Here is a 20758-nt window from a genome sequence, read left to right on the forward strand (position 1 = left end):
GAGCAAGCATCTGAGATGTGAATGGAAGAATGCGCATGGCATGCGGAACTTTGGCGGGCTTAATTGGTTTGCCGGCTCTCTGGGGGAGCCTGCCATGATTGGGCAGTGTCCCTTCCCCAGGCACGTCATCGGTGTTGATCGACAGATGTGTCGCCTGCGGTCTGCGGCGCCGCCGCCCCGAGTTGATACCATGAAGATCGACCCCGCCGACATTTTCAACCCAGGCGACTTTGCCAGCGCACGGCGTCTCAACCGTGTCCTGTCATGGATGCCGCGTTACCACGCGGGCAGACGGCTGAACGCCAGGCTGATTGACAGCGTTATCGGGATTGGCCAGCGTCTCCTGCCGAGAAGTCGATGGCCGGACATATCGATCGAGACTATCGAGCTGCCGGTCGGTAACCATCAGACGATGATCCGCATTCTCCGACCTCGACCGGTAGTCAAAGCTCTTCTCCTACACTTTCACGGTGGAGCGTGGGTCTTGGGCAATTCCCGGCTCGACGATGGCTGGAACATGCGGATGGCGAGATCGTGCGGCGTCACCGTCGCCAGCGGCGATTTTCATCTTGCGGTGGATGACGATCTTGAGCAGACGATACAGGACGCCGTCGCCATCACCGGGTGGGCGCTGGATCATGTTGCGGACTTCCAAACGGATCAGCTGATCATCGAAGGCGAATCTTCTGGTGCACACCTTGCCGCGTGTGCGCTGACCCGCCTCGCCAGACATCGCTCGCTCGAAGAGGTAGCCGGATTTGTCTCGTTGTGCGGAGCCTTCGACCTGGGCGGATCGAAAAGCCTCAGGACAGCGAAGGGCAGTCTGATCATCGAGCCCAAATCGGCTGAGAGGAACCTCGACAGATTGACCGCCAATTTAGCGTCCGACGCGGACCTTTCGCCAGTTTTCGCGGATCTGTCAGAAATGCCCCCTGCCCTATTCATTGCGGGAGCGCTTGATCCCATAGTGGAGGATACCACCCGGATGCATGACCGCTGGCAACGCCAGGCCGGCAGGTCGGACCTCCTTGTCGTGCCCGAAGGCCCTCATGGCTTCGAACGGCTACCGACTCGGCTGGCTGCTAAAACCCGGCAATTCATGGCGGACTGGATCAACCGGACATTGTCTTAAACCCAGCCGGTAATATTCCAGTTGAAATAGTGTCATGGCCTTACCGGTTCACTAGGCTGATCTGAAATGATTACCGGCCTTCAAGCCTGGAGAATTCTCACGGTTGAGATTTTCAAACGAGTAGAAGCCTACGCGGAAAACTGCAAATGAAACAAGGTTAGTCGAGCGCGTGATCTTCGACCTCGACTGCCAGTCGCTTGTCGTGGGTATCAAGCGACGGCCCGTTGTTACTGCCCAGGACTTAAACAACTCCGTCAAGTTCGAGCCTCAGATCATAATGGAGCCGTGCGGCGTCGTGCCTCCGGATAACGCACCGCCGGCGGTCCGACGGCTTGACCTGCGCCTCGCTTCTCGGCTCGCTGGTCTTCTTGAAATCGCGCTGGGCATGGTATTTTGAGAGATTGTCGCCCATGCTCAGCGGCTCGACACACGGAGCGCACCGGCGTCTCCAAGTCTGCGCTCGACGGCGGTGACTTGGCGGGATGCGATATCCACCGAGACCTCGATCTCGCCTTCGAGAGGCGCGTCGCGACGGGCGCCCTCTTCATGGGAGACATCGCCGCCCGACGGCGCCGAGCCGGCGGAATTGCGGTCGGTTGCCGACTGAATAAAGATGTCCGGCCTTGCTATGCCGTGCTGCTGAACCAGATGTTCGACGGCAAGATCGGCTGCTTCACGTGTTTCGAAAGTAGCCCGGATTGTCGTAGTGCTGTCGTCCGCCATTGGGTGTCTCCAGATATTGATTTCCACAGGATGTGAACGCCTTCGGTGGCGGCTGGTTTCGATCGCAGTGAGAAGACGCCGTCGAATCCGGTTGATAACGCACGCAACCCTGCTATGTTCTCTTTTTGTTTCGGCGCAAATTCCGAGGGCCGATCTATCGTGATCGTTAAAGCCGCCATGGACGAGATGAGCTCAACCCCGGTCCGGAAAATTATACATGTGGACATGGATGCCTTTTATGCCTCGGTCGAGCAGCGCGATAATCCGGACCTACGTAACAAGCCGATTGCCGTCGGTGGCTCGGCCGCCCGCGGTGTAGTGGCAGCGGCAAGCTATGAGGCACGCAAGTTCAGCGTTCACTCGGCAATGCCATCTGTGACTGCCAAGCGCAAATGTCCGGAGCTGATTTTCGTGCCTCCGCGCTTCGACGTCTATAAGGCTGTGTCGCAGCAGGTCCGCGAAATCTTTGCCGAGTACACGCCCCTCATCGAGCCGCTTTCGCTCGACGAGGCTTATCTCGACGTTACCGAAAACCTCAAGGGCATGGAGATCGCCACCGAGATTGCGTTGGAGATCCGCGCCAGGATCAAGCTGGTCACCGGCCTCAACGCCTCGGCCGGGATTTCCTACAACAAGTTCCTCGCCAAGATGGCGAGCGACCTCAACAAGCCCAATGGACAGGCAGTCATCACGCCGAGGAACGGGCCGGCCTTCGTTGAAGCCCTCCCGGTCAATAAATTCCATGGTGTCGGACCGGCAACGGCCGAAAAGATGCATCGGCTCGGAATCGAAACGGGCGCGGATCTGAAAGAGAAGACGCTCGAGTTCCTGGTGGAGCATTTCGGCAAGTCGGGACCGTATTTCCATGGCATCGCCCGCGGTATCGACAATCGCCAGGTCAAGCCGGATCGGGTGCGCAAATCCGTCGGCGCGGAAGACACATTCTCGCAGGACCTCCACGCCTTTGAGCCTGCCCGCGAAGGGCTTCAGCCGCTGATCGAAAAAGTGTGGGGTTACTGCGAGGCCAATGACATTGGCGCCAAGACGGTGACGCTAAAGGTCAAATATGCCGACTTTACCCAAGTCACCCGCAGCAAGACGGTCCCTGCACCCCTGTCGGCGATCACTGATCTTCAGGATCTGATCGGCCTGCTTCTCACGCCGATTTTCCCACTGAGAAAAGGGATACGTCTGCTCGGCGTCACCCTGTCCTCGCTGGAGCGGCAAGCACCGTCTGCGGAACCGCAGCTAAGGCTGGCGCTTTAGACCGCCAGTCTTGTCTAACCAGGAGGTTGGGCGTTGGACCCGAAAGCGCGCGCCAGCTGAAGCCGACGCTGGATGTGAGGATCGGGAGAGAAGCTGGTCCAGGCATGCCTCGACGCTAGGAGTGATATGTATCGCCTTCAAGAATGCCGGAGTGGAATTCATCTCCGAAGACGACGGGGGGATGGCGTGCGGTTTGCGAAACCGCAAACGAAATTGCGCTGAGGACCCGCACAGATAGCGGGCGGCAAGTTGTTATGGCACTCCCGCTCGCTGGCGACGGCGTCACCTGAGCTCACGAAAGGTGATCGAGTAGCGCAGCCGATCGACAGGCGGGATGGAATGCTCCCATTCATTCCTGCTTGGCCCTGACAGCAGATAGGCCGAGCCGGGTTCCGCTGATATAGAAAAACGTTCCCATTTGCTACCAGCTCGCCGTCTCAGCCTGAACGTACAGCTAGATAGAAGCGACAGGCCGACAACACGGGCGAAGGCCGCTTTGTCCCTGTGCCAGCCGATCGGCGCGCCAGGCTCATATTCCGTCACCAATACCTGCTGCAAACTGTCAGGCCGAATGCCGGCGAAATGGGCGGCGATGTCGCGGACTGGCAGCAGATCGTCGGGTATCGCTTCAGTCTGACGAAGGCGCTGCGTATCGAAATCAAACTTCCAACCGAAGGAGGCAACGCGCCGCTTGCCTTCGTAGCCATGGAAATCGAAGGGCTTCAGCGGCATTTCCTTGATAAGGCGCACCAGGCCGGCCTGCATCCCCGCAGGAACCACATCTGGCAAGTAACGGAAGCCGGCGGGAAAAAAGGGCGCCTGCTCCTTAAACAAATCGGCCTGCATGGGCATCACCGCGCTTCTTCGGGTTTACGTTAGACACGTGCCGACCGAGCCTGAGCCACGACGATGATCTCGTCTGTCACGCCGGTGTCGTCTTGGAAGTCATCGGTTTGGTTGCGCACGGATGGATGGGCTGGTGCGGTCGGATCGTTTCATCGCCTCCAAACCGAGGGAAATGTACTCGGTTCCCGGAGCTCTGCTCGCACAGTTCGCGGATTGACCTAATGAAGCACGGACCGCACGTTCGACCTGTTCGAATATAAGTGCAGGAGCATGACGCCCTGCCTCAGCAAAAGCTCGGCGGCCGCTAGGTTTTCTCCTTCCGGATCATTAGCGCATCCTACGATCGAACCCGCCAAACATCTCGAATTGGCGGCGAAGCAAGTGTCGCCCTGTTCTTCGGCTTGACCAGCAGCTTGCCTCAGCGCGTCGGTGACGGTGTCAAGCAGTTGGAACCGCTCGACGGGATCCATTTCTACAAGGGTTTTGGCAATTTCTTCCATGCTGTCTCCTTCGCGCACGCCGTCGCTCAGCCACTGGCGGCGACGGAACGGCATCATACTTGAAACTCACCTGGATAGTCTCAAAGTATATGGGGTGCCGAGAGCAAGCGAGCAAATCATGGCCGCCATGTATTCCGTGCATGCATTAGGCTCACCTAAGGCCAGTGGCGAGTTGGCGGGCGTTGGGAGGAAGGCCACCGCCGCCAACCGAACATACGAGAGGCGTTGCCATACTGGTCGTCGACCGGCGAGCCTTGAACGCTAGCGAACACTATCTATTTTAACAACGACCCTTGGTCCGGGCCCCTCTGGCGAAGTCTTCGGCGCTTTCGTGATGTCGGACCGTTTCCGACATGTTTGCCGAACCAGTGATAGGTTTTTGATGATCTCGGATATCGCAGCCTGGCTGTTCGCTCTTTTTGTCATCGACCCTCTTCAGGCTGAGATAAGCGCACACCTGGAACGCGCCAATGCTCCCGTAGCCGCAATCCAGCAATCTCGCCAGTGCGTCGAGTCACATGGACCGCGGCTTTTGCAACGCGCCGGCGAAGAACCCGGTTGGGCGGTCGCTACGGCCGTGAGCTTTGCAGTCGGCTGGATCTCGCCGGTACAGCTTCTCGACGAAGGCGACCCGAACTGCTCTACCATCATAAAAGTTTTTCAGATCGAGAATGACCAGGTCAATGGAGCTTGATCATGGGGCCAGAGGTAGGCACGGCAGCTAAGCCGCGTGGCATCGCCTCAGCTGCGCTTGCAAAGCTTACCGAGACGGCACGCGACCGCGGGGGACTTACGGTCGGCGATGCACTTGCCTCGGTGGGCGAGGCAAGCTTTGGTTTCGCAATGCTGATGCTGGCACTTCCCGCCCTGATCCCCATCCCAGGGCCCTTCGGCATGGTTTTCGGATCTGCTCTGGCGATCGTCGCCCTGCAGTTTGCCGTCGGGGTCGGCTCGCTCTGGCTCCCATCCATTCTGCGGAACTGTAAAGTTTCCGCATCAGCATTCGCAGCTCTTCAGCGACATGCCGATCCGATCGTAAGGAGGATCGAGCGCATCATTCGACCAGGACGCTTGAAGGCGTTCACCGGGCCTGCGCTGCCCTATGTCCTGGCGCTTCCTGTCTTTGCGCTTGCGATCGCGATCGCCCTTCCCATTCCGTTTGGCAACATTCTTCCCGTGATTGCGGTCTGCGTCATAGCCATAGGTCTGATCGAGAGGGACGGCTTGATCGTGCTGCTCGGAACGTTGTTGACGCTATTTGCCCTAGTCGTAACGGCCGCACTTCTCCACGGCGCTGCAATCTTCATGTCCACGCTTTGACGCCCGGAGCCGCCGTGGGTCTCGCCATTCGCTGGATGGCCGTTTGTCTTGGTGGTAGTCCGCTGCATCGACGGGTCGCGCAAGGATATCCGCTACCTGTCTAAACTTTGAGGTGAAGGGCGCGCAAAGCCGTCAGACGCAAGTGATTGGGCCATGGAACTAAGCGGCTTAGCCGTTGTTCGGCCATTTCCACCGACCCGAAGTAAAGGGAAATCCTTTGAGCGAATTGCGCCAGGAGTTTGAGCTTCGAAGAGATTTTCTGCCGACGGGCCAGGAGGACGAGTGGATTTCACTTCGTCGAACGATATCAACGGTCGGTGGTTCGGCGACACCGCAAAATTCGGAATCGTCGAGGCCGCTGGTCATCGACCTTGATGGCACCTTGGTCCGATCCGACCTCCTGATCGAGACCGCGTTCTCTGAACTCAGGCTCCGCCCCTTTTCCGTCGTTGACCTTGTCCTCTCGATGTGCCGGGGAAAGGCATGCCTCAAGCACCGCCTTTCCGCACCCGCGGATTTTGATCCGGCCATCCTGCCCTTTGATCCCGAGGTTCTGAACTTGATCCAGACGGCGCGGGAAGAGGGACGTCAGGTCTATCTCGCGTCCGCGACCCACGAACGACTTGTCTCCCGCGTTTCCGATCATTTAGGTGTCTTCACCGGTTGGTTTGCAACGGACGAGATGACGAATTGCGCTGCCAAGGTAAAGGCGGAAAAGCTCGTAGCGGCCTTTGGGGATGGCGGCTTCGACTATGTTGGCAACGACGCCGCAGATCTACCTGTATGGCGTCATGCCGGAAAGTCATATGCAGTTCGGACGTCCGCCAGGGTGGCCCGGCAACTGTCACGTCAATGCGACAACGTCGAACATCTTGCGCACGACAAGCCGACCTGGCGCACTTGGGCGCGGTTGCTGCGGGTGCATCAATATGTCAAGAACGGGCTCGTCTTTATCCCGTTGCTGACAAATCAGCTCTTCGACGTCCACAGTCTCGCCAATGCCGCTCTGGCTTTGGTCGCCTTTTCGCTTTGCGCGTCGAGCGTCTATGTGCTGAATGACCTGGTCGACCTGCAGGACGACCGCGGACATCGCAGCAAATGCAGCAGGCCGCTGGGTTGCGGCGATATCCCGCTCTCACACGCGCTCATGGCAATCCCCGTTCTCCTGCTGCTATCGTTTATGGTTGCCGTCACGATTTCACCCGCCTTTATGTTGGTTCTCGCCGGGTACTTTTCGTTGACCACCGCCTATTCATTCTTTCTGAAGCGGAAGATAATCCTCGACGTCGTCACCCTTGCCGCTCTTTACACCGCACGCGTGGTGGGAGGCTCGGCGGCGATTTCCGTTTGGCCTTCTCCTTGGCTGCTCGCCTTCATGATGAGCTGGTTCCTCTCGCTTGCACTCGTCAAGCGATATACGGAGCTCATTTCACGCCGAGCCGCGAACCTACCCGACTCCAAGAGCCGCGATTACAAGAATGGAGACGTCGGCATGATCGGCGCATTGGCGGCCGGGGCCGGGATGAACGCGCTGACATTGTATGCTCTCTACGCTGCAAGCGACAGCGTGCAGGATCTCTACACCCGGCCAGGGATTTTATGGCTGGCGGGGCCAATCCTGGCTTGCTGGATTGCCCGCATCCTGTTGCTGGCCCATAGGGGGCAGATGCATGACGATCCGGTCGTATTTGCGATCAAAGACAAGGTGAGCCTCGCGACTCTGGGCGTTGCCGGCGCCTTTGTAGTCGCCGCGCTTTGAGGTGAGCGAGATGCGTTCCTATCATATGCGTGGAGGGACTACGACCCGCATCGCAGTTCGCTATGTCGCGTTCGCGATCCTCTCGACTTTGGCAAATTTTGCGGTTCAGGCGGCTGTCGTGAAAATCTACCCGTCGCAAAGCCTTGTGCCGTCAATGTTCGCGGGCACCGCCGCTGGGTTCGGGCTCAAATACTTCCTCGATAAAAGGTGGATCTTCTTTGACCGATACGAGTCGCATGGTGACGAATTGCTCAAGATCGTCCTTTACGGCCTGTTCAGCGTCGTGACGACGATCATATTCTGGGGGTTCGAAATCGTCTTCTGGACAGTCTGGAGAACGGATCTTGCGAAGTATGCGGGCGGGGCGATCGGTCTGGCGATCGGCTACGTCTCAAAATTCGCGCTCGACCGAAAATTCGTGTTCAGGTTGGAGGGGGTGTGACAGACTGATGGAGGGATGGGGACGTTATCCGCGCCACGATAGTGAAGTGCTTGATTGCAGGCTGCCGGAAGCGCTGCCTGGAACGGTGTCATCGCGCGCGGGTCTGATTGCTCGCGGCAACGGCCGCTCGTATGGCGATGCCGCGATCGGTGAGCATCTCACTTTGACCTGCGGTGCACTGAGCCGAATGAGAAGCTTCGACGAGAAGAAGGCGTCGCTGACCGTCGAAGGTGGCGTCATGTTGTCGGACATTCTCAGGTCGTTCATCCCCCGAGGCTATTTCCCCCCGGTGGTCCCAGGTACGAAGTTCGTCACGGTTGGCGGAATGATCGCATCCGATGTGCACGGGAAGAACCATCATCGCGACGGCGGGTTCGGCGAACACGTTAGCGAAATCAAGCTGGTTGTTGCCGGTGGTGAGATCCTTACCTGCAGCAGAACGCAGAATTCGGAGCTTTTTCTCGCGACGCTCGGCGGTATGGGCCTGACGGGCGTCATCGCTGAAGCCACCTTTACGCTGAGGCCCATCACTACCGGCTGGATTGTTCAAAAGACGGTCGTGACAGAAAACCTCGGCGATACGCTGAAAGCCTTGAAGCAAACAGACGACGCCACCTATTCCGTTGCCTGGATTGATTGCCTTTCGCGGGGGGCTTCGCTTGGCCGCTCGCTGATCTTTGTCGGCGAGCACGCCAACCCGAGCGACATCGCTCAAATGCCGAAAGCAGCGCTGTTGCCTCCCTCCAAGGCCGCCCGTTTTTCGCTGCCGGTCGACCTGCCTGCTTGGGCGCTCAACAGGGCGAGTGTTTCCGCATTCAACGACCTTTACTATCGGATGGGTGCCCGCAAAGCATCCCGAGCCTCGTTGGTCCACTGGGACAGTTACTTCTTTCCGCTTGACGGTCTGCTCGCATGGAATCGCCTCTACGGTAAGCGCGGCTTCCTGCAGCATCAATGCGTAGTGCCTGACGAAAATGCGCTTGCGGTTCTGAGCGGTATGCTCGATCGTTTCGCTCGTTCTGGGAAAGCCTCATTCCTGGCCGTTCTGAAAAGGCTGAGGGGTGGCGCAGGCCTTCTGTCATTTCCGGCGCCAGGGTATACTCTCGCACTCGATCTGCCGGTCGCGCCCGACGTGTTCCAGTTGTTAGCCGAAATTGACAAGCTGGTTGTCGCGGCGGGAGGGCGGCTCTATCTCGCCAAGGATGCGAGGCAATCCCGTCATACTTTCGAAGCCGGTTACCCCCGACTGCAGGCGTTCAAAGAGGTGCGACGAACAACGGGGGCCGACCGTCACTTTAGTTCCCAGCTGGGAAAAAGGCTTGGCATATGAAGGCCATCGGCAAGACACTGCTCCTGATTGGCGCGACGTCGGATATTGGTCGTGCGACTGCCCTGGTCTATGCCGAGGCGGGCTGGGACATCGATTTGGTCGGACGCAGGCGTGAGCTTGTCCAACGTGAAGCCGATGACATCGTCACGCGCACCGGCGCCGCCGTCACCGCCCATGAACTGGATATTCTTGATACCGACCGCTTCGAAGAGTTTCTGACCACCGTGTCGCCATTACCTGACACGGCCGTTTGCGTCGTCGGCGAACTCGGCGAGCAGGCCCGCGCCGAAAGGGAACTCGAACACGCAGCCATGGTGATGCGGACAAACTTCGAAGGACCGGCTTTGATGCTCGGCCTCCTGGCTAGCCGCTTTGCCGCGCGCGGGTCCGGCACCATCGTCGGCATAAGTTCGGTCGCCGGCGACCGCGGGAGAGGATCCAACTACGTGTATGGCGCCGCGAAAGCTGGCCTGACGGCGTTCTTGTCCGGTCTCAGGAACAGACTATCCGCAGCCGGGGTACGCGTCCTCACCATCAAACCCGGTTTTGTCCGAACGCGGATGACTGATGGAATGAAGCTTCCACCAGTGCTTACGGCCGAGCCTGCAGAGGTCGCTCAAAGGATCTTTGCCGTGGCCGATGGCAGCAAGGGAGGGGACGTCGTCTATGTCCGGCGCATTTGGTATCCGCTCATGGCGATAATCCGAAGCATACCGGAACCGATCTTCAAGAGGTTGCGGCTGTGATCGAAACCTGGGGAATAGAAGATAGAGATTGCCCTGGCCGCTTCGTCGTCCGTATGTTCCATCTTGTTGATCCGCTTTTTCCGCACGCCGATGCGGATCAAGACCTGTCCTCGGGAAGGACGGGGTCTAGATGAGGCGCCGCCTTTTTTCCACACAGGTTGCGCTCCTGGTGGTCGCGGCAATTTGTGCCGCGATGCTTGCCATTCCTGGACGGACCATCAACACCGCTTTCATCAACGACCTTTTGATATTCATTGATGGAGCGCATCGTATCGCTGTCGGGCAGGTGCCAAACCGTGATTTTCATACGGCGCTCGGACCGTTGGTCTTCTATATCCCTGCCTTGGGATACCTCCTGTCCGGAAATTTCGGCGCCGCGATACCGATGGGAATGGCACTCCTGGTCTTCGCGTTCATGCCTGCGATGATCCGTATCCTTCTTTCGCGCCTAAGCTCTCCCTCAGCCATCACCTTGGGCATATTCCTGATTCTTATTCTCGCGGTCCCGATCAACCTCGGAAGTCCGGTCCGGCTTCTTTCTTTCGCGATGTTCTACAATCGCATCGGCTGGGTCGCTCTCGGGCTCATCCTGGTGATGTACCTGAAGCCGAGATCCAACGCCGCACGCAACGACGTTGCAGACAGTCTCGCGACGGCCTTTCTTCTACTTGTCCAATTCTACACCAAGGCGACCTACGGGCTCTGCGGCCTAGCCTTTCTGATCTTCCTGTTGTTGGACCGGCAGCAGCGCTCCTGGATCCTGCTCAGTCTGTTCCTGACTGCACTGGCAATGATCGTTATCGAGTTCTTCTGGCGCGGCACGCTTCAGCACATAGAGGATCTGCGGGCCGCCGCACGGGTCAGCGGTGACCATGACGTCCGCAGCATACTGAAAAATGTCCGTGAGAATTTCTCGGATCTGGTGGTTTTCACGGTCTTTGCGCTGATCGCCTTCTGGCGCATCCGCAGCCTTCGAGACCTGCTCTACAGTGGCTTCTGCGTGGGTGCAGGATTGGCAATCATCAACCAGAACGCCCACAGCTGGGGTATCATCACCCTCTATTGCGGAGCGGCCGTCCTGGTGGAAAAGGCACGGCGCTTTCAATCTTTCGACCCAAGCGCGCAAATCGAGAGGCCTGCTCGTCTTGTCGCTGCGCTGCCGCTGCTTCTAATCTTCTTTCTGTTGCCGCCCATCGTCCACCACGCTGAGGCGATCGCTCTCCACACGGCACTTGCGGCGGAGAACGTGGGCAAGCCCCTTGGCCCTCCGCTCTTTGAGGACGTCCGGGAAGTCGACCCGCCCGGTGGCGAGCCTGATTTCATTCAGCGCTACCTCGATAGTATCGAAAGTGGAGCGGCTCTATTACAGGCCCTGCCGATTCCGCTCGAGCGAGTATTCGTGCTCGATTTCGCCAATCCTTTCTCCGCGGGGCTCGGGATACGTCCTCCCACAGGTGACACTGCGTGGTTCCACTGGAACCGCAACATCAACGAGAAGACCTATATCCCACCGGAAGCACTGTTCGCCGACGTGAAGATTTTGATGGTGCCGAAGGCCGGCATCAACAGCCTGCCGTTACAGGAGCTGTATGGCCCATTCATCTCGAAAAATTTCGAGATGGTGCAGAAAACGCCGGAATGGACGATTTACCAGCGACCACAGGCCGCGTTGGAAAGCGAGGCGCGGTGACGCAGGCAGTGAGGTCGATGCCGGAGCAGGAAGACGCATCGCCACGGGCCGGCCGCCAATACATCTGGTGGACCACCGTCGCGTCGTTTGCGCTGGTGCTTTCAGCTCTTCTCGCCCTGCCCAACCAGACGATCACCAGCAAATACGTCAACGATCTCTTTGTCTTTCTCGACGGTGCGCATCGCATCTGGTCGGGACAAATTCCGAACGTGGATTTCCATACCTCACTTGGAGCACTCACCTTCTATATTCCTGCTGCCGGCTATGGCCTTTCGGGAAGCATGGGCGGCGCGATGCCAGTGGGCATGGCCATAGTCATCCTCCTGTTTGCGGCCGTTGCCGCGGCGATTCTCGGCAGCCGGATGCACAAGGCGCTCGGCCTGCCCTTGGCGGCATTTCTGCTTTTGCTCGTCGCGGCTCCTGCCAATCCCGGAGAGCGGATCGGCGATCTCACATTTGCGATGTTCTACAATAGGCTGGGCTGGGCCTCGCTCGGTCTTCTTTTGGTGATGTACCTGCCCCGCCTATCCAGCGCTCGGAGCAAGGTCGTGGATGCCGCCTGTGCAAGCCTCCTAGTGTTGCTCATGCTCTACACAAAGATCACCTATGGCCTTGTAGAGCTCGCATTTTTGGTCTTCCTGGCAACTGATCGACGTCGAATCGGGTGGGCCCCGCTGGCGCTTGGGATGATCGGGAGCAGCGTCCTTGCAATCGAACTTCTCTGGGGCGGGGGCCTCAACTACCTCGCGGATATGCGCCTTGCAGGCGAGAATAGCGGCGGGCTCCCGACGCTCGGCGCTCTGGGGCACGTCTTGCTGAACAATCTCGCCGACCTTACTGTCTACGCACTTGTTGCCGGCATCTTTCTTGCTCTCGCACCAAGCTACCGCCATCTTCTTTTTACAGCTTTTAGCGGCGTAACCGGCGTGCTGCTCATTGAACAGAACTTCCAACACGCGGGCATCCTGACGCTGGGGCCAAGCGCAGCTGTGATCACTCAAACTCTTCTGAGGACCGAGCTTTCCCGCCTGTACCGGAAGGCTCGTCTCGTCTTGCCGCTACTGCTGGCATTTCTGCTTGTGCCGGCAGCGATAAGCAATGCCGTTGCTGTTGCCCTTCATGCCCGTTACGCTATTGCGGGATGGGGCGAGCCTATGCCGCTGCCGGCATTTTCGAGAATTCGCCTTGTCGAAACATGGAGTGCTGGTCAGTACGACTATTTTGTGCAGTATAATCGCACTCTGTCCGAGGCCTCGGACGTGCTGTCCCAGTTAGGCGCTCGCCAAGCGACTGTCGCCGTGCTGGACTTCGTCAACCCCTTCTCGGCGGGGCTGACGCTCCGGCCACCCGTTGGCGACAGCGCCTGGTATCACTGGGGACGAACCCTCGGTCCCGACTACCATCCACCCGCGGAGGAGATGTTTGCAGACGTCGACCTGATCCTCGATCCCAAATGGCCAATCGAGATCTGGACGGCGAATGGCATGCGCGACATTTTCGCTCACTATATCGCCCGCCATTTCGACGAGGTACGGGAGACAACGAATTGGCGAATCTACCGCAGAAAATGAGCATAAGGAGCGCACCTCAGGATCAGGTGCTTGCGTCGTGCCGATCCGCTATAGAGCCGCCGGCGGATACTCCCGCACTGCGATAGCCTTTAACATTTCGCCAAAGCCGCTGCCGGCTATAATCTCGCCCACGGCTGACATTCTCGGCGCGAGACAGGCCGTGTCGGCGACGAAAATTCCGAGAATGGAATTCCGGTTCCCATGGCCGTACCTCACACGCCTGCAGGTGGAATGACACCCTTGGTGAACAGGAAGCAGCCATAGAAGCGGGTTTCCCCAGTCGAGATCACGCAATAGGCCTTCTTGGCCAGATCGTAGAAATCGAAGCGCGCGATGCCGTACATGGGTGAAGGCCTGCCTTCCACTTGGTCGATCTCCGCCTGGACCTCGCTTTGCACCGTCGGAATTTCGCCCGGCGCGCCCATGACCTCCATACGCCCGGCAGAATTCTGGAGCGGCGTGTCGAGCGGCAGCACCGAGAGAATGGCACGGATCGCCTGCGGTGCCGGGAGATTGGCCATACTGAGCTGGCGGCCGACCACCGTCTGCCTGGCGACGCTGTCGCTCGGGAAGTTGGTGTCGGAGACGACCAGCGTGTCCCCGTGCCCCATGGAGCGGAGCGCGTGCAGCACGTCGGCGTTCAACGCCGGATGAATGTTCTTAAGCATGATGTCCTCCTCATTGGCATTTACTTGACGGCGCCTGCAGTCGGCCTCTTGGCGATATAGCGCTCCAGAAAGATGCCGACGAGGACCAGAGGCATGATTGCGCTCATTCGGAACCTTCTGGGCTGGACCGTTCAGGAGCTGTTCGTTCCGCCATCACCAGGCCGCCCGGTATATCGAGAGGGCGTCCGCCTCGCCGACCTCGCGGGGGTTGTTGACAAGAAGCCGGGTCTGTTTCATGGCGTCCCGCGCCATTCCGGCCAGGTGCTCTTCTCCGATACCCACGTCTCGCAGCCGCGGCTGAAGCCCGAGCTTAAGCGACAACCCGGCAAGCCGTTCGATGAAAGCGGTGCATCGTCGCTGGTGTCCCTGTTCCGAACCGAGTTCCGGAAAGACGTCGGCTGCGATCTCCGCGTATATCGACGCAGCGTCCGGCGCGTTGAACCGCAGGACGTGCGGGAGCACGAGCGCGTTTGAAAGGCCGTGGGGAATGTGGAAGGTTCCGCCAATCGGATAGGCCAACGCATGAACCGCCGCCACAGGAGAGTTCGCGAAGGCCTGTCCAGCCAGCATCGAGCCGAGAAGCATCGCGCCGCGGGCAGCACGGTTCCTTCCATCAAAGACTGCCTTCTCGATATTCGCGCCCAGAAGCTGGAGCGCCTGGCGCGCAAGCATCTTTGAAAGAGGGTTGTTATTCGCGCTCTTCGACGCATATGCCTCGATCGCATGGACCATGGCGTCGATGCCCGTGGCGGCCGTTATGTGAGCGGGAAGGCCTAAGGTCAGATCGGGATCGAGGATCGCGATGTCGGGCAAGATGATGGTCGACGACACGCCACGCTTCTCGTCGCCGCCGACCGTGATAATGGAAACCGGGGTGACCTCCGATCCTGTTCCGGCCGTGGTGGGAACAAGAACCAGGGGCAGCCGCGGCCCCTTCGCATTCCCCACGCCCCACGCCTCGTCGAGGGGCTCACCTGAACCGCAAAGCAATGCGACGACTTTGGCCACGTCAAGTGAAGAACCGCCACCGAAGCCGATGACCCCGGAGACATTGTCAGCCTTGGCGACACCTACCGCGGCCATCACGGTTGCGAGGGATGGGTCAGCTTCGACTCCATCGAACACGGTGGTCTCGATGCCGGAGACAGTGAGAGACGCAAGAGCGGGTTCACAGAGGCCGAGCTTTCGCAATCCGGGGTCCGTCACGAAGAGAATACGGCGGCCGAGCTTCTGCTGTACGAGATCACCGATCGCAGTTGCAGCACCAGGTCGAAAGACGACCTGTGCGGTCGTACTGAAGACAAACGGGTTCATGCACTTCTCCTAAGTTGATTTGCGCCACGCTGCGGGATGCCGTCGCCACGTTTGTCTTTGCAGGCTTTTTCTCCAGCCTGTACGAGTATCTCAGTACCTCTGTCGACGCGGTCCAGGATCTTTGTAGGCCGATAGCCAGTCTTTGCAGTGTTTGAGCAGAGGTGCCCCCAACATTGGTGAGGCAAGCCTGTGAAGGCAGCCAATGGTCGCATGTTCAAGCAGATTGCCTTCTCCACTTCGACGGGCGCATGGCCCACCCTCCTCCCGCCACGATCCGCCAGAAAGTGGAAGGACCCGATGAACTACTTCCAGGAGCGAGGGGAAATATCAAGGTTGCTCAGCGCGCTTCCGACGCTCGGCCCGCCGATGCTTCCGCCAGGTTTCCCACCAAAGCCGGACCTCCCTTGAAAGCGCCGGCGCGACCGGGATGGCCACTGCGACCAACATCACCCAATCCGTCTTGGACATCAAACAATTCTCCGATGAGCACTACACGCCATCGAGGATAGAGGTAAGGTGATCGGCGGGGATATTCAGGCGAGATCAGATCCGGCGTGATTTCCTAACTGACTGATTTTTCGCCATCTGAAGAAATCAGAGCAGCCGAAGCAAACGATGAACGTCCCCGCCCTGAAACAAGCGCGGGCGCACGCGGCTTGTGCGAAAAGCACAAACCGCGCAGCCATCCAAGAGAGTGCGACGATAAAAGCACGTTCAGCGTTCGAACCGCTCCAGCAGCCTCTTCAGTTGCGCATTTTGCAGCTGTAGCTTGCGCGCCAGTTGGTCCCGCAGCAGCCTGATCTCTTCATCGAGGCGGATTGCATCGTCAGAAACGGCGGGAACGGTCGGAGCGGGTGGCGGAACGGCTTCACCCCCTGCCGCTTTCTTGCCCCGGATGCTGCGCTTTCGCGTTGCACCTTCGCTAGCCTGGGAGGGTTTTGGTGCGTCGTGTGCGGCCGTACCGGCGTCATCGGACAAGGCCGGATCAGCCGCCTCCACCGGCCCAGCGCCTTCGATATCTGCCGTGCCGTGAACACCGCTTGCCGTTTCTTCGGAATGATCCGGGTCCGCCGACACCGCCTCCGATTGTTCGTAAGCGACCGGCTTTTCGTCGACCGGAGGATCCGCGGTGTTGAGCCCGTTGTCGGCGACCGTTTCAGTCGGTTTGGCGATGGCCAATATGTCCGGCTTCACGTCATCGGTCGAGCCGTGTTCTTGGCGCTGCTGACGCCGCGGTGACACAAGCCGGGCAAGAAGTTTCCATGGAGACGCCATTTTATTCGACCTCGTATTCTACCCCGCAGGCAGGCTGCGAGCAAAAGCGTGGCGGCAGGACCAGCCGCCGCCAAGATGTTCGTCTCGATATAGCCTTGAGAATGCGGCCAGCGCTTGACCGACGGCTGCCGATCAACCGAGGTTGAGCCGCTTTCGCAGATCGGCATTTTCAGCACGCAGCTTCTCGGCCAGCTGCTTGCGCAGTCTCTGGTTTTCCTCTTCCAGCTGCAGGAGATCCGCAAACTCGTCGACCGCCGCCACCGACGGAGCGCTCGCTGCCTGCACCGCCTTCGGAGCCCGTTTGACAGGCGCACGTTTGGCGCTTGTCGCACCGTCGTCAGCCTTTGCCTTGCGGCCTCTCGTCGGCTTGATCGCTGCGGTATTCGAAGCCGCTGCCGGTTGCGCCGAAACTGCGGCTGAGGCCGTTTCAGCGGCTGCCTTTTTGGCGCGAGGTTTGCGCTCCTTTTTCGGTGCGGGCGCCGCAACCGTCGGCGTGTCAGCATCAGTCATCGTATTGTTTTCGTCGGCCATTATGGTCTCCTGTAAAGCCGGTGCATTTGTCTCCTGCTCGATCGGCGGTGTCAACAACGTCGCGGCCTGTTGTTCGCCGGGTAAAGACACTCCGGCGCTGCCAACCTGAGACGTTTCCGGAAGAAATGGCATTGCCTCGTCCTGCAGATCCTGCGCAACGGACTTGAGATCCATGTCTCCCCAGATCGAGTTCGGATTGGAATTGAGTTTACGCCGACCCGATCTGTACTCGACGGCAAAGCTGCGCTGGACTTTTTTCACTTTGGGAGGCCTTGGGTGTCTGCGGTGATGTTTCGGCGACGTGTTCAGCATCGCAACAAGCCCTGCAGATAGCCGCTATCGCCCTTGCGGTCCATACCCATGGTGATATCGCGCCTCGAACGGGACCACCATCACCGCCCGTTGACCCCAAGGGTCGCCAAGCAAACAGCGCTGGCCAAAGACCGCCTGCAGCCACCTGCTTTGCCGATTGTGGATTAAGCGATTCTACCACCCATTGGGCAGGCGTTGTTGAGATGTGAGCCGAGGTCACTCGAGCAGTTGACCAAGCCGGTGTTCCACGCAGGGCGACAAGCGGTTTCGATGTATCTTCCAGCTCTCCCACTCTCTACTTACTGGTCTATTTTCACAGTGGCGCATAAACCCACTGTTACCTTGAATGCGCACCGTCAAGTAAATGCTCTGCCGAGGGTTTGATGCTGGGTCTAGGGGCGTTCGCGGACGCAAAGAGCGTATTGGCTGCCATATCCAGATCCCAGGCGGTGATCGAGTTCGGCTTGAAGGGGAACATCCTTTCCGCGAGCGATAACTTTTTCAAGGCGCTCGGCGATCGGCTCGATGAAATGGTAGGCAAGCACCACAGCATGTTCTGCGATGCCGCGACGGTTGCCTCCGCAGAGTATAAGTCCTTCTGGACAAGATTGGCTGGTGGATCATTCGACGCTGGGACATACCAACGGATCGCCAAGGGCGGACGCGAGATCTGGATCCAGGCATCCTACAACCCGGTTCTGCGCAACGGCCGCCCCTACAAGGTGGTCAATCGCACGTCGATATCCCGGAGATTTTTCAGTAGTGAAGGGCGCCAGATGCGCGTCTCATGATGATGGGCGCTTGTCAGGCGATTTCGTTCCACGGAGCCCGCGCCGGCGCTTGGCAATAGTAACCCGTTGGATTTAGCGCGAATTCCACAATTGACGACTGACTATATAGCCCTAGCTCTGTGATATCATCGCGGCTAGGATCACATGTCAGCACTTATTTCCGTACTCCGCCAAGCCATCCAGCGCTCCAACGATACCACGGTCGAAGGGCGGCAACGCATCTATGCTTCCGCCCGTCGTGGAATAGAACGGCTTCTTACACGCTCAGACATGCCGACCGGCCATGGTTCTCTGCCAACCCAACTGCACAAGCTCGAAGAGGCGATCAAGGAAATCGAAAGAGAATTCTCGGCAAATGACCGCGGCCACACCGGCCCCCAGCTTGATGGCAACCTGCCCGATCTTTCGACCGACCGCCGGCCGCGGCGTATCCGTGCCAAGAGCCGTACGTGAGTGTGGCGCGTTCGCAACTAGGTTGATCCGCTCTCGCGGCTCTTCGCTGTCGTTGCGCCAGCCGGGTTCGCTTCCCGGCCGCCATAACGGCCGAACTGCGACGCCCGAGTAGGGGCGCAAGCTTTCCGGCACCTGCCCGCTCTTAAAACTCCTGCCAGTTGTCGGTTGCAATTGCTGCCTGGCCGCTGCCGAACGCCTTGGCGGCCGAGTTGGTCAGCCGCCGCGCCGGCGAGATGACAGGCCTACGCTGATCGACAATATCGGCCAGGCTTACCAGCGTTCTGCCAGTCGGATGCGGTGCAACTTGTCCGGCAAGCTGGAACTGGCTGATCAGCTCGCGCAGTCGTCCGGCCTCGTTGGCGAGCGTAGCGCTGGCTGCGTTCGTTTCCTCGACCATGGCCGCATTCTGCTGTGTCACCTGGTCCATTTGGTTGACCGCCGTATTTACCTCAGCGAGCCCAATCGACTGCTCACGCGCCGAAGTCGCGATGGAATCCATATGCTGGTTCACTGTGATGATATAACCCTCAATAGTCTTCAGCGCCTGGCCCGTCTCACTGACAAGCTTGACGCCGCCCTGAACCTCTATGCTGGAATTGCGGATGAGCTCCTTGATCTCTTTTGCTGCTTGCGCCGAACGTTGAGCAAGTTCTCGCACTTCCTGGGCCACGACAGCGAAACCCTTGCCGGCATCTCCCGCGCGGGCCGCTTCGACCCCGGCATTCAAGGCAAGTAGATTTGTCTGAAACGCGATCTCGTCTATCACGCCGATGATGCTGGAGATCTGGTTTGAGGACTGCTCTATCTTTTGCATGGCAAAGACAGCGTCGGCGACCACCCTGCCGGATTCTCCCGCGCTCTTGTTGGCCTGGACGGCCACGGTCCGCGCCTCTTCTGCCCGTTTGGAGGAGTTCGTGACGTTTACAGTGATCTGATCCAGGGCGGCGGCGGTTTCTTCGAGCGACGCCGCCTGCTGTTCGGTGCGCTTGGATAGATCTTCCGAACTCTGGCTGATTTCGCGTATCCCGTTGTCGATCGAACCCGTCGATTGGGCGACGGATCCCAATGTCTCGGAGAGCTGACCAACCGCCGTGTTGAAATCGGATCGTAGGCTTTCAAATTCGCTGGCGAAAGGTTCGGAGAGTTCGAACGTAAGGTCGCCGCGAGCCAGATGCTTCAAACCATTCGCCAGCCCGGATGTCGCCTGAGCCATGGCGTCAGCCTTGGTCCGCTCAATTTCCGCAAGTTTCCGCTGTTCTTCCTCAGTCTCGCTCCGCTGTATGCGGGCTTCCTGTTCGAGACGTATATTGGCAACAGCGTTGGCCCGGAAAACTTCGACGGCGGCAGCCATCTGACCGATCTCATCGGCGCGTCCGTTATAGGGTATTGCGGTTGCTGAATCACCTTCCGCCACCTTCGTCATCGAGGCGGTAATTGTCTGGATCGGTAGGGCAATGCCCGCCACGGCAAACCAGACGGAACCGCCGATCGCTACGGCACATAGCCCGACAGCGATCAACGTCATCGTCAGTGCCCTGCTATGGACGATTTGGCTGTTGGTATAGGTTTCCTTCGCCCCCGCTTCGGCCGTTTCGACAAGAATGCTCACCTGCCCAACAATTCTGTCGCCAAGAGGCGCCAATTGCGACCAAAGTATTTGCTTGGCTTCATCGGCCTTGCCCATACGGGAGGCCATGATCACGCGCTCGCCCACCGCATTGTAACTTTTCACATCTGCGCGAATCCGCGTGAAGACGTCCGCTTGACTCCGGTTGATGGAATTCGTTTCGTAGGCTGCCAGATGCGCAAGAAAGGCCTCGCCAGCCACCTTTATTCTGGCTGCCGCACCTTCCCTGCCTACGTCATCCGCAGATAGGAGGTGATCTCGGTATACAACGCGTAACGTTGTCAGATCAGCGCTCATATTTTTGGCCAAGGCCAGGTTTGGCATCCAGTCGGTTGCCAGATCGCTGACGTAGTCGTTGACGACCTCCAGGCGGTTTACCGCATAGAAGGCAAAGCCACCGAATATGAAGCTGATCACGATCAGCATTCCCATAAGAGCAGTTTTGATATTCGGACGAGACAT

The 20758-nt window shown here is 58.8% G+C and carries 19 protein-coding genes and 2 pseudogenes; 12 read left to right on the plus strand and 9 right to left on the minus strand.

Annotated elements, in window-relative coordinates; translation table 11 throughout:
• The first annotated feature begins 190 nt into the window (after nucleotides 1–190).
• On the plus strand, nucleotides 191–1132 hold the full coding sequence (locus tag C5J22_RS18655; RefSeq protein WP_172746694.1) for an alpha/beta hydrolase: 942 nt from the start codon (nucleotides 191–193) through the stop codon (nucleotides 1130–1132).
• 160 nt (nucleotides 1133–1292) lie between these two features.
• Here C5J22_RS18655 and C5J22_RS31715 read toward each other — a convergent pair.
• Together C5J22_RS31715 and C5J22_RS18665 are read right to left on the minus strand one after the other, a co-directional pair.
• Nucleotides 1293–1544 (minus strand): annotated as a pseudogene (locus C5J22_RS31715) (DNA polymerase ligase N-terminal domain-containing protein); the annotation flags it as partial.
• Nucleotides 1545–1546: 2 nt separating this feature from the next.
• Entirely contained in the window at nucleotides 1547–1855 is a 309-nt protein-coding gene (locus tag C5J22_RS18665; RefSeq protein WP_105439413.1) for a hypothetical protein, read from the minus strand.
• A gap of 177 nt (nucleotides 1856–2032) precedes the next feature.
• On the opposite strand from C5J22_RS18665, the gene dinB reads away from it, so the two are divergent.
• Nucleotides 2033–3121 carry a DNA polymerase IV gene (gene dinB / locus C5J22_RS18670; RefSeq protein WP_105439510.1) on the plus strand — a complete coding sequence of 363 codons (1089 nt, stop codon included), beginning with the start codon at nucleotides 2033–2035 and terminating at the stop codon, nucleotides 3119–3121.
• A 282-nt stretch (nucleotides 3122–3403) separates the two neighbouring features.
• Here dinB and C5J22_RS18675 read toward each other — a convergent pair whose 3' ends face one another.
• Both C5J22_RS18675 and C5J22_RS18680 read right to left on the minus strand, forming a co-directional pair.
• Entirely contained in the window at nucleotides 3404–3967 is a 564-nt protein-coding gene (locus C5J22_RS18675; protein WP_105439511.1) for an alpha-ketoglutarate-dependent dioxygenase AlkB, read from the minus strand.
• 218 nt (nucleotides 3968–4185) lie between these two features.
• Nucleotides 4186–4524, minus strand: coding sequence for a hypothetical protein (locus tag C5J22_RS18680; RefSeq protein ID WP_245440459.1), 339 nt, complete (start codon nucleotides 4522–4524; stop codon nucleotides 4186–4188).
• 325 nt (nucleotides 4525–4849) lie between these two features.
• Here C5J22_RS18680 and C5J22_RS18685 point away from each other — a divergent pair, with 325 nt between their 5' ends.
• From C5J22_RS18685 to C5J22_RS18720, 8 genes are all read left to right on the plus strand, one after another.
• Nucleotides 4850–5161, plus strand: a complete 312-nt coding sequence (locus tag C5J22_RS18685) for a hypothetical protein (RefSeq protein WP_105439414.1) — start codon at nucleotides 4850–4852, stop codon at nucleotides 5159–5161.
• A gap of 2 nt (nucleotides 5162–5163) precedes the next feature.
• A complete protein-coding gene (locus tag C5J22_RS18690; protein ID WP_105439415.1) occupies nucleotides 5164–5787 on the plus strand; it encodes an exopolysaccharide biosynthesis protein in 624 nt (207 codons plus the stop codon).
• Nucleotides 5788–6091: 304 nt separating this feature from the next.
• Nucleotides 6092–7546, plus strand: coding sequence for a UbiA family prenyltransferase (locus C5J22_RS18695; RefSeq protein WP_371412643.1), 1455 nt, complete (start codon nucleotides 6092–6094; stop codon nucleotides 7544–7546).
• A gap of 10 nt (nucleotides 7547–7556) precedes the next feature.
• Nucleotides 7557–7988, plus strand: a complete 432-nt coding sequence (locus C5J22_RS18700) for a GtrA family protein (RefSeq protein WP_105439417.1) — start codon at nucleotides 7557–7559, stop codon at nucleotides 7986–7988.
• 7 nt (nucleotides 7989–7995) lie between these two features.
• On the plus strand, nucleotides 7996–9318 hold the full coding sequence (locus C5J22_RS18705) for an FAD-binding protein (RefSeq protein ID WP_105439418.1): 1323 nt from the start codon (nucleotides 7996–7998) through the stop codon (nucleotides 9316–9318).
• A complete protein-coding gene (locus C5J22_RS18710) occupies nucleotides 9315–10064 on the plus strand; it encodes an SDR family oxidoreductase (RefSeq protein ID WP_105439419.1) in 750 nt (249 codons plus the stop codon). Before C5J22_RS18705 ends, C5J22_RS18710 begins: the two co-directional genes overlap by 4 nt.
• A gap of 130 nt (nucleotides 10065–10194) precedes the next feature.
• Nucleotides 10195–11754: a hypothetical protein gene (locus tag C5J22_RS18715; protein WP_105439420.1), complete on the plus strand. Its 1560-nt coding sequence runs from the start codon at nucleotides 10195–10197 to the stop codon at nucleotides 11752–11754.
• A gap of 17 nt (nucleotides 11755–11771) precedes the next feature.
• Nucleotides 11772–13325: a hypothetical protein gene (locus tag C5J22_RS18720; protein WP_105439513.1), complete on the plus strand. Its 1554-nt coding sequence runs from the start codon at nucleotides 11772–11774 to the stop codon at nucleotides 13323–13325.
• 212 nt (nucleotides 13326–13537) lie between these two features.
• Here C5J22_RS18720 and C5J22_RS18725 read toward each other — a convergent pair whose 3' ends face one another.
• The 4 genes from C5J22_RS18725 to C5J22_RS18740 form a co-directional block, all read right to left on the minus strand.
• Nucleotides 13538–13993, minus strand: a complete 456-nt coding sequence (locus C5J22_RS18725; RefSeq protein ID WP_105439421.1) for an RbsD/FucU family protein — start codon at nucleotides 13991–13993, stop codon at nucleotides 13538–13540.
• Nucleotides 13994–14146: 153 nt separating this feature from the next.
• Nucleotides 14147–15307, minus strand: a complete 1161-nt coding sequence (locus C5J22_RS18730; RefSeq protein ID WP_105439422.1) for an iron-containing alcohol dehydrogenase — start codon at nucleotides 15305–15307, stop codon at nucleotides 14147–14149.
• 714 nt (nucleotides 15308–16021) lie between these two features.
• Nucleotides 16022–16582 (minus strand): hypothetical protein, encoded by a 561-nt coding sequence (locus C5J22_RS18735; protein WP_105439423.1) that lies wholly within the window; start codon nucleotides 16580–16582, stop codon nucleotides 16022–16024.
• Between the two features lie 132 nt (nucleotides 16583–16714).
• Entirely contained in the window at nucleotides 16715–17374 is a 660-nt protein-coding gene (locus tag C5J22_RS18740) for a transcriptional regulator (protein WP_105439424.1), read from the minus strand.
• Nucleotides 17375–17808: 434 nt separating this feature from the next.
• On the opposite strand from C5J22_RS18740, the pseudogene C5J22_RS18745 reads away from it, so the two are divergent.
• Nucleotides 17809–18153: pseudogene (locus tag C5J22_RS18745) on the plus strand (PAS domain-containing protein); the annotation flags it as partial.
• A gap of 207 nt (nucleotides 18154–18360) precedes the next feature.
• Nucleotides 18361–18669, plus strand: coding sequence for a hypothetical protein (locus C5J22_RS31280; RefSeq protein WP_172746695.1), 309 nt, complete (start codon nucleotides 18361–18363; stop codon nucleotides 18667–18669).
• 142 nt (nucleotides 18670–18811) lie between these two features.
• Here the strand turns inward: C5J22_RS31280 and C5J22_RS18755 are convergent, their stop codons facing one another.
• Entirely contained in the window at nucleotides 18812–20758 is a 1947-nt protein-coding gene (locus tag C5J22_RS18755) for a methyl-accepting chemotaxis protein (RefSeq protein WP_105439514.1), read from the minus strand.

Source organism: Neorhizobium sp. T25_13 (assembly GCF_002968675.1).
GTDB lineage: Bacteria > Pseudomonadota > Alphaproteobacteria > Rhizobiales > Rhizobiaceae > Neorhizobium > Neorhizobium tomejilense.